This is a genomic window from Actinomadura sp. HBU206391 (genome assembly GCF_014323665.1).
Taxonomy (GTDB): Bacteria; Actinomycetota; Actinomycetes; order Streptosporangiales; family Streptosporangiaceae; genus Actinomadura_C.
On sequence record NZ_JABVEB010000280.1, the window covers coordinates 1 to 6721 of the forward strand.

The following is a 6721-nucleotide window of genomic DNA, read 5'->3' on the forward strand; positions in this document are numbered from 1 at the left end:
TGGCGTCGGAGAAGATCACCGTGACGGTGCCCGCCGAGGTGCTGGGCCCGGTTCGGGAGAGCGCCGGCGGGAACCTCTCCGCCTACGTCACGCGAGCGCTGCGGGCCCAGCTCGTGCACGAGGCGATGGACTGCCTGGCGGAGGATCTGGAGACCAATCCGGCCTTCCGGCTGGCTCACGACGAATGGTTGGCGGACATGCAGGCCGAGCAGACCGCGATCTCCGAGGGCGACAGCGGAGAGGCCGCCAAGTGAGGCGTGGTGAGATCTGGCGGATCAAGGGTCCGCTGCGCCGTGAGCATGTGGTGCTGGTCGTCGGTTCCGACGCCCTCGCGAAGTTCTATCCCACGGTGCAGGTCGTGCCGATCTTCGATCCCGGCACCGCTCGCGACACCCTGGTCACCGTGACCCTCCCCAAGGATCCCCACGCCGGAGTCGCGCTCTGCCCCGGCGTCTACCCGGTGCGCCGAGAGGACGCTTCGCTGGAACGCCTCGGCAAGGTCGGCAGCGACGTGATGGAGCGTGTCGACGTCGCATTGCGCGCCGTGTTCGATCTCTGACCAGGGCACGGCCGAGGCCCAAGGGTCGTTCCTCGGGCCTCGGCCGTCATCAAGCGATCACCTGGATCGGCGCGTCCGCCCGGTGTCCGGGCGGAAGGGGCTACTTGCCCGCGCCGACGGGCACGGGAGCGGCCCCGACCAACTGCGGCCCGGCGTCTTCCTCGGTCTCGAGCGGCGGGACCGGCTCGCCGTTCAGCACGCGGCGGGCCCGATCGTGATCGAGGACGCCCTCCCACCGGGCCACCACGAGGGAGGCGAGGCTGTTGCCGCAGACATTGATGATCGCGCGGCACTCCGACATGAACTTGTCGATGCCGAAGATCAACATGATGCCGGCGACCGGGATCGTGCCGACGGTCGACAGCGTCGCGGCCAGCACGATGAAGCCCGACCCGGTCACGCCGGCGGCGCCCTTGGAGGTCAGCAGCAGGACCGCCAGCAGGCCGAGTTGCGCACCCAGCGACAGGCTCACGTCGGTCGCCTGGGCGACGTAGACGGCCGCGAGCGTGAGGTAGATGGACGTGCCGTCGAGGTTGAAGGAGTACCCGGTCGGCACGGTGAGCCCGACGATCTGCCGGGGCGCGCCCAGGTTCTCGAGCTTGCGCATGAGCTGCGGCAGCACCGTCTCGGACGAGGAGGTGCCGAGCACGACGAGCAACTCCTCGCGGAGGTAGCGCAGCAGCTTGAACATGTTGATCTTGTTGACCGCCGCGATGCCGCCCAGCACGACGATCACGAAGAAGATCGAGGTGCCGTAGAACAGGCCGATCAGCTTGCCCAGGCTGGTCAGCGTCGAAAGGCCGTACTTTCCGACGGTGAAGGCCATGGCGCCGAACGCGCCGATGGGGGCCGCGTACATGACGTAGCGCAGCACCCTGAAGATGACGGCGCTGAGGTTGTTGACCCCTCGCGCGACGGGTATGCCGACGGGCCCGATGGCCTTGACGGCGACGCCGAACAGGACGGCGAAGAACAGCACTTGCAGCACGTCGCCCTCGGCGAAGGCGCCCACGATGCTGTCAGGCACCAGGTCGGTGAGGAAGTGCCACCAGCTCTGGGTCTCGCCCTCCTGGATGTAGGTGGCCGCCTTGCCGGTGACCTCCAGGGTGCCGGGGTCGGCGTGCACGCCCGCACCCGGCCGGAAGACGTTGACGGCGATGAGGCCGAGCGCCAGGGCGACCGTCGTCACGGCCTCGAAGTAGATGAGGGCCTTCAGCCCGACGCGGCCGACCCGGCGCAGGTCCTCGACGCCCGCGATGCCCGAGACGACGGTGAGGAAGATGATCGGGGTGATGACCATCTTGATGGCGTTGACGAAGGTCGTCCCGAGCGGTTCGAGGTCGACGCCCACCGAGGGCCAGAGCCCGCCCACGGCGATGCCGAGCGCGATGGCGGTGAGGACCCACACGTACAACTGTCGGTACCAGGGGTTTCGAACCCGCTCGGGGGCTGTCTGCACGGGCTCAGCGGCTTCCAAAGTGCTCTCCTCCTCGAACCTGGCACGGCGCGCGGCGTTCGCCACGTGGCCGGAAGAATCGGTCCTCAGAGTGATGGCGATCACAGGAGCAGTCACGCTTACGTAAATAACGGTCACACGGAGGAGGTGGCGATCTTCGCCCGACCGCGTGCGTCGAAGGCGGCGTGCGGGATGCCGCACACTGATGAACATGTTCGTCCGTTTGCGCCGGCTTCGCCTCGCCACGCAACTGTTCCTGCTCCAGGTGCTGGTGGTGGGGCTGATGGTGGCCGCGGGCACGGTGCTGGCGCTCGTCGACGCCCAGCTGGACGCCCGGGCCGACGCGCGCCGTCGCGTGCTCGACGTGTCGCAGACCTTCGCGGCCTCTCCCGAGGTGGTGGCCGCATTGCGAGCGCCCGATCCCGCGTCGCGGCTACAGCCGCTGGCGGAGTCCATACGGCGCGGCACGGGCGTCGACTTCGTCGTGGTCATGAGCACCGGCCGGGTGCGGTACTCCCATCCGGACCCGGCGCAGATCGGCAGGTCGTTCATCGGCCATGTGGGCCCCGCGCTGGCCGGCCGGCCCCTCACCGAGACCTACCGCGGCACGCTGGGGCCCTCCATCCGGGCCGTCGTCCCCGTCTTCGGCCCGGATCGGCGGGTGCGGGGAATGGTCGCCATCGGCATCACCACGACCCGGGTGTCGGAGCAACTCGCCCGGCGGATACCGGGCATCATCGGCGTCAGCGCGCTCGGCTTCGCGCTCGCCGCGGTCGGCGCCCTGCTCGTGAGCCGCCGCCTGCGGCGGCAGACGCTGGGCCTCGGTCCCGAGGAGATCACCCGGATGTACGAGCACCATGACGCGGTGCTGCACTCGGTGCGCGAGGGGATCCTCGTGCTCGACCGTGACCGGCGGCTCCTGCTCGCCAACGACGAGGCCGTACGCCTGATCGACCTGCCGCCGGGCGCGGAGGGCCGCCCTGCGGCAGGACTCGAAGTGCCGCGGCCGCTGCGCGAGCTGCTCGCCTCGGGACGTACGGTCACCGACGAAATCCACCTGACCGACGACCGGGTGCTGGTGGTCGATCAGCTGCCGGCGACCCGCGACGGCCGGTCCCTCGGCACCGTCACCACGCTGCGCGACCACACCGAACTCGAGGCGCTGACCGGGGAGCTCGACTCCATGCGCGGCTTCGCCGAGGCGCTGCGGGCCCAGGCCCACGAGGCGGCCAACCGGCTGCACACGGTGATCACGTTGGTCGAGCTCGGCCGCGCCGACGAGGCGGTGCGATTCGCCACCGCCGAGCTCGCCACCGCCCAGCAACTGACCGACCGTCTCCTGGGCGCGGTGCGCGAGCCGGTGCTCGCGGCGCTGCTGCTCGGCAAGGCCGCCCAGGCGAACGAGCGCGGGGTCGAGCTGAGCATCACCGACGACACGGCCATGGCGGGTACGGCCGTGCAGCCGCGCGACCTGGTCACGGTGGTCGGCAATCTCGTCGACAACGCCATCGAGGCCGCGCTCGCGGCACCGCCGCCGCGCCGAGTCATCGTCACGGTCCATGAGCACACCGGCGCCCTGGTCGTGCGCGTCTCGGACACCGGAGCGGGTCTCGACCCGGCCAAGGTCCACGACGCCTTCACTCGCGGCTGGTCGACGAAGGCCACCGAGCGGCTCCAGGGCCGTGGCCTCGGGCTCGGGCTGGTGCACCAGGTCGTACGCCGCTACGACGGTGCCATCGAGGTGGGCAGGGACACCGGGGCCGTCTTCACCGTCCGGCTGCCCATTCCCGAGGAGGCGATCAAATGATCCGCACCCTGGTCGTCGAGGATGATCCGCTCATCGCCGACGCGCACCGGGCCTACGTGGAGCGCGTTCCCGGATTCACGCCGGTCGGGGTGGTGCACCAGGGCGGCGAGGCGCTCAGGTTCCTGGCGGCGCACGAGGTCGATCTGGTGCTGCTCGACTTCTACCTGCCCGACATGGGCGGCCTGGAGGTGTGCCGCGTCATGCGTGCACAGGGGCACGAGGCCGACGTCGTCGCCGTCACCTCCGCCCGCGACCTGCACGTCGTACGGGCCGCGGTGTCGCAGGGCGTCGTTCTGTACCTGCTCAAGCCGTTCACCTTCGCCTCGTTCCGCGACAAGCTCCAGCGCTACGCCGACTACCACCGTCACCTCGCCGCGCTGCGCCCGGCGGCGGCACAGCACGAGATCGACCAGGCGCTGGCGGCTCTGCGCGGCACCAGCGCCGCCGGCCTGCCCAAGGGGCTCAGCGCCGACACCCTCGGCTCGGTCGTCGAGACGCTGCGCGACGTGGGCGGTGAACTGTCGGCCGCCCAGGTCGGCGCTCAGATGGGAATCTCGCGCGTCACCGCGCGCCGCTACCTGGAACACCTCGCCGATCAGGGCCTCGCCGACCGGCAGCCCCGCTACGGGGGCGCCGGGCGTCCCGAGCACAGCTACCAGTGGCGCCCGGCCGGGGGGTGAGGCGGGCGCGTCTCGCGCTCTGCCATGCGCACTGATACGCGGCCGGACGGCACCGACGCCGTGCACGAGAGCGGTAACGTGATCTTCGCTCAGCTCATGCACTCGGGCCGCGTCACCGGGGCCCAGTACCGGAAACGGGTTCTCAGGTGTCGAAGTGGATGCCGTCGAGCTGGTCGGCGGCGGCCCGGTCGAGCACCGTGACGCTGGCGGCCGGCGGGAGGGCGCCTGCGCGGGTGCGCTCGATGAGCACCTGCCAGCGCCGGCAGTGGCGGGCGAAGGTGGTCGCGGTGACGACCCGTCCGCGTGAGAACTGCCCCGCGCGCGCGATGGTCGGAGCCACGTCGAGCAGGATGAGGTGCAGATCGGTGCCTCGGCGGTGGGCCAGCCAGGCGAAGCCGTGCAGGATGTGCGGCCACGTGCCGCGCGTGTGGGCCACGACGGCATGGCCGCCCAGCAGCGCCCGCGAGATGCGCCACACATGGGTGGCGTGCACGAGGGGCGTCCGGACCCGGGGCGGAATGGGCCCGAGATAGCGCGCCCACCAGTTGCGGGCCTGCCGCGAGTCGATCACGCGGACGCCACCGGCCACGACCGGCTCGGTCTCGTCACCCTGGAGTTGGTACAGCCGCAGCAGCAGGGTGCTCTTCCCGGCGCCTGGCAGCCCCGCGACGAGAACCAGTGACCGGGCCGGGTAGCGCAGCTCCTCGGCGGCCGTCATCGCTGAACACCTCGTCGGGCTCGAAGTTGTGATCTCTCATCATCGGCCCTGGCGATGTGGCGGCGAAAGGAGACGAAGCTCCTGCCCGCGTAGTTCCCGTTGCGTGAGAGGAACGTACTTGTAGGGCTGCGTCAGCCCTTTCCACGTCGAAGTCCGCGCAGAAAACGCCACAGCGCGGAGCGGGAGCTCTTCTCGGGCGGCACGGACTCCGAAGCCGTCGGCGAGCCCACCGGGTGCCCGGCGGGCCGGTTCGGAAGAGCCGTGTCGGCGAGCTCGAAGTTCACGGGCAGCGACCGCAGTCCCCGCATGAGGGGCGAGGAGCGCCAGGGCAGCTGATCGGCCGGCAGCGTCAGCTCGAGCCGGATGAACCGGTCGAACAGCCGGCTCACGGCGACCGTGGTGATCGTGGTGGCCAGTTCGCGGGCCAGGCACTGGTGCGGCCCCGCGCCCCAGGCGAGATGTGCGCGCGAGCTGAGCAGCGGGTCGGGGTTGATGTTGCTGGCGAAGACCGGATCCGCGTGCGCGGAGGCCACGGACAGCATCACCGGGTCACCGGCGGCGATCGTGAAGTCGCCGAGATGGACGTCCACCGTCGGGAAGCGGAAGGTGAGGTTGGCCATCGGTGGGTTGGTCATCGCCACCCGGTTGACCGTCTCTCTGATCAGGCCGGCGGACAGGCTGGCACGGGCACCGGCGTTGCCGATGATCACTTCGGCGACGGTGTTGGAGATCAGGGTGCCGACGTGGTCGCCCGTGACGCCCACCAGCATCATCAGCTCGCGCGAGAGCTCGTCGACGGTGAGGTCCGGCTGGGCGGCGAGCATGTACGAGGGGAAGTCCTCGCCGGGACGGGCCATCTTGGCGGCCGCCAGCTCACTGAGGGCCGAGAGCAGGCGCTCCAGCGCCGCGGCCGAGTCCGGGCCGGCGTCGAGCACCCGCCACATGTCCATGAGCACGCTGTCGCCCTGGGCGCTCTCGAAACCGAGGAGATGGTTGACCACCATCAACGGCAGCGGCCGGGTGTACTGCGCGGACAGGTCCGCCCACCCGGTCCGGCCGCCGCTCTCGGACAGCAGGCTGATGAGATCGTCGGCATGTTTGGCGACTGCTGCCTTCAGCCTCCGGGCCTGCGGCTGGCTGCGGTCCTGGAACGGCCGCAGTGCCGCGCTCCACGCGTTGCGCAGCTCGCTGAGACGCTGGCCCTCCTGGAAGATCACATGGTTGACCTCGAGCGCGGGCAGCAGCGGCCAGTCCTGCGGCACCCGTCCCTCGGCGCGGGCGCGCCAGCGGTCCAGGCTCTTGCTCCAGATCCCCCGTTCGTTACGGAGGATCTCCAGCACCTCGGTGTAGCCGAGGGCGAGCCAGACGGGCATTCCCAGCAGGTCCACCGGCGCGACGGTCCCGTACTGGTTCCGCAGCCTCTCGTACACGAGCGCGGGGCGTGCGTCGTAGTCCCGGGTGAGCAATGGCGCCACGGTCATCGATGTCAGCGGCTGTGTGG

At 70.6% G+C, this 6721-nt stretch carries 7 protein-coding genes; 4 read left to right on the forward strand and 3 right to left on the reverse strand.

Annotated elements, in window-relative coordinates; all coding sequences use genetic code 11:
- Both HKK72_RS34085 and HKK72_RS34090 read left to right on the forward strand, forming a co-directional pair.
- The coding region (locus HKK72_RS34085) for a hypothetical protein (protein WP_187238539.1) at positions 1 to 254 on the forward strand (254 nt) is incomplete at its 5' end.
- Positions 251 to 559, forward strand: a complete 309-nt coding sequence (locus HKK72_RS34090) for a type II toxin-antitoxin system PemK/MazF family toxin (RefSeq protein WP_187238540.1) — start codon at positions 251 to 253, stop codon at positions 557 to 559. The genes HKK72_RS34085 and HKK72_RS34090, both read left to right, overlap by 4 nt.
- 100 nt (positions 560 to 659) lie before the next feature.
- On the opposite strand, the gene dctA is transcribed toward HKK72_RS34090, so the two are convergent.
- The gene (dctA, locus tag HKK72_RS34095) at positions 660 to 2228 is read right to left on the reverse strand and encodes a C4-dicarboxylate transporter DctA (protein ID WP_187238541.1); all 1569 of its coding nucleotides are present in this window, start codon (positions 2226 to 2228) and stop codon (positions 660 to 662) included.
- On the opposite strand from dctA, the gene HKK72_RS34100 reads away from it, so the two are divergent.
- Positions 2227 to 3822 carry a sensor histidine kinase gene (locus tag HKK72_RS34100; protein ID WP_187238542.1) on the forward strand — a complete coding sequence of 532 codons (1596 nt, stop codon included), beginning with the start codon at positions 2227 to 2229 and terminating at the stop codon, positions 3820 to 3822. The genes dctA and HKK72_RS34100 overlap by 2 nt on opposite strands.
- On the forward strand, positions 3819 to 4502 hold the full coding sequence (locus HKK72_RS34105) for a response regulator (RefSeq protein ID WP_187238543.1): 684 nt from the start codon (positions 3819 to 3821) through the stop codon (positions 4500 to 4502). Before HKK72_RS34100 ends, HKK72_RS34105 begins: the two co-directional genes overlap by 4 nt.
- A 142-nt stretch (positions 4503 to 4644) precedes the next feature.
- Here the strand turns inward: HKK72_RS34105 and HKK72_RS34110 are convergent, their stop codons facing one another.
- Both HKK72_RS34110 and HKK72_RS34115 read right to left on the reverse strand, forming a co-directional pair.
- Positions 4645 to 5220 (reverse strand): ATP-binding protein, encoded by a 576-nt coding sequence (locus tag HKK72_RS34110; RefSeq protein ID WP_187238544.1) that lies wholly within the window; start codon positions 5218 to 5220, stop codon positions 4645 to 4647.
- A 131-nt stretch (positions 5221 to 5351) separates the two neighbouring features.
- The coding region (locus HKK72_RS34115; RefSeq protein ID WP_222721487.1) for a cytochrome P450 at positions 5352 to 6721 on the reverse strand (1370 nt) is incomplete at its 5' end.

Coding starts and splice junctions, on each gene's coding strand:
- HKK72_RS34100 (WP_187238542.1), top strand. CDS start 2,227: ATGTTCGTCCGTTTGCGCCGGCTTCGCCTCGCCACGCAACTGTTCCTG.
- dctA (WP_187238541.1), bottom strand. CDS start 2,228: ATGTTCATCAGTGTGCGGCATCCCGCACGCCGCCTTCGACGCACGCGG.
- HKK72_RS34105 (WP_187238543.1), top strand. CDS start 3,819: ATGATCCGCACCCTGGTCGTCGAGGATGATCCGCTCATCGCCGACGCG.
- HKK72_RS34110 (WP_187238544.1), bottom strand. CDS start 5,220: ATGACGGCCGCCGAGGAGCTGCGCTACCCGGCCCGGTCACTGGTTCTC.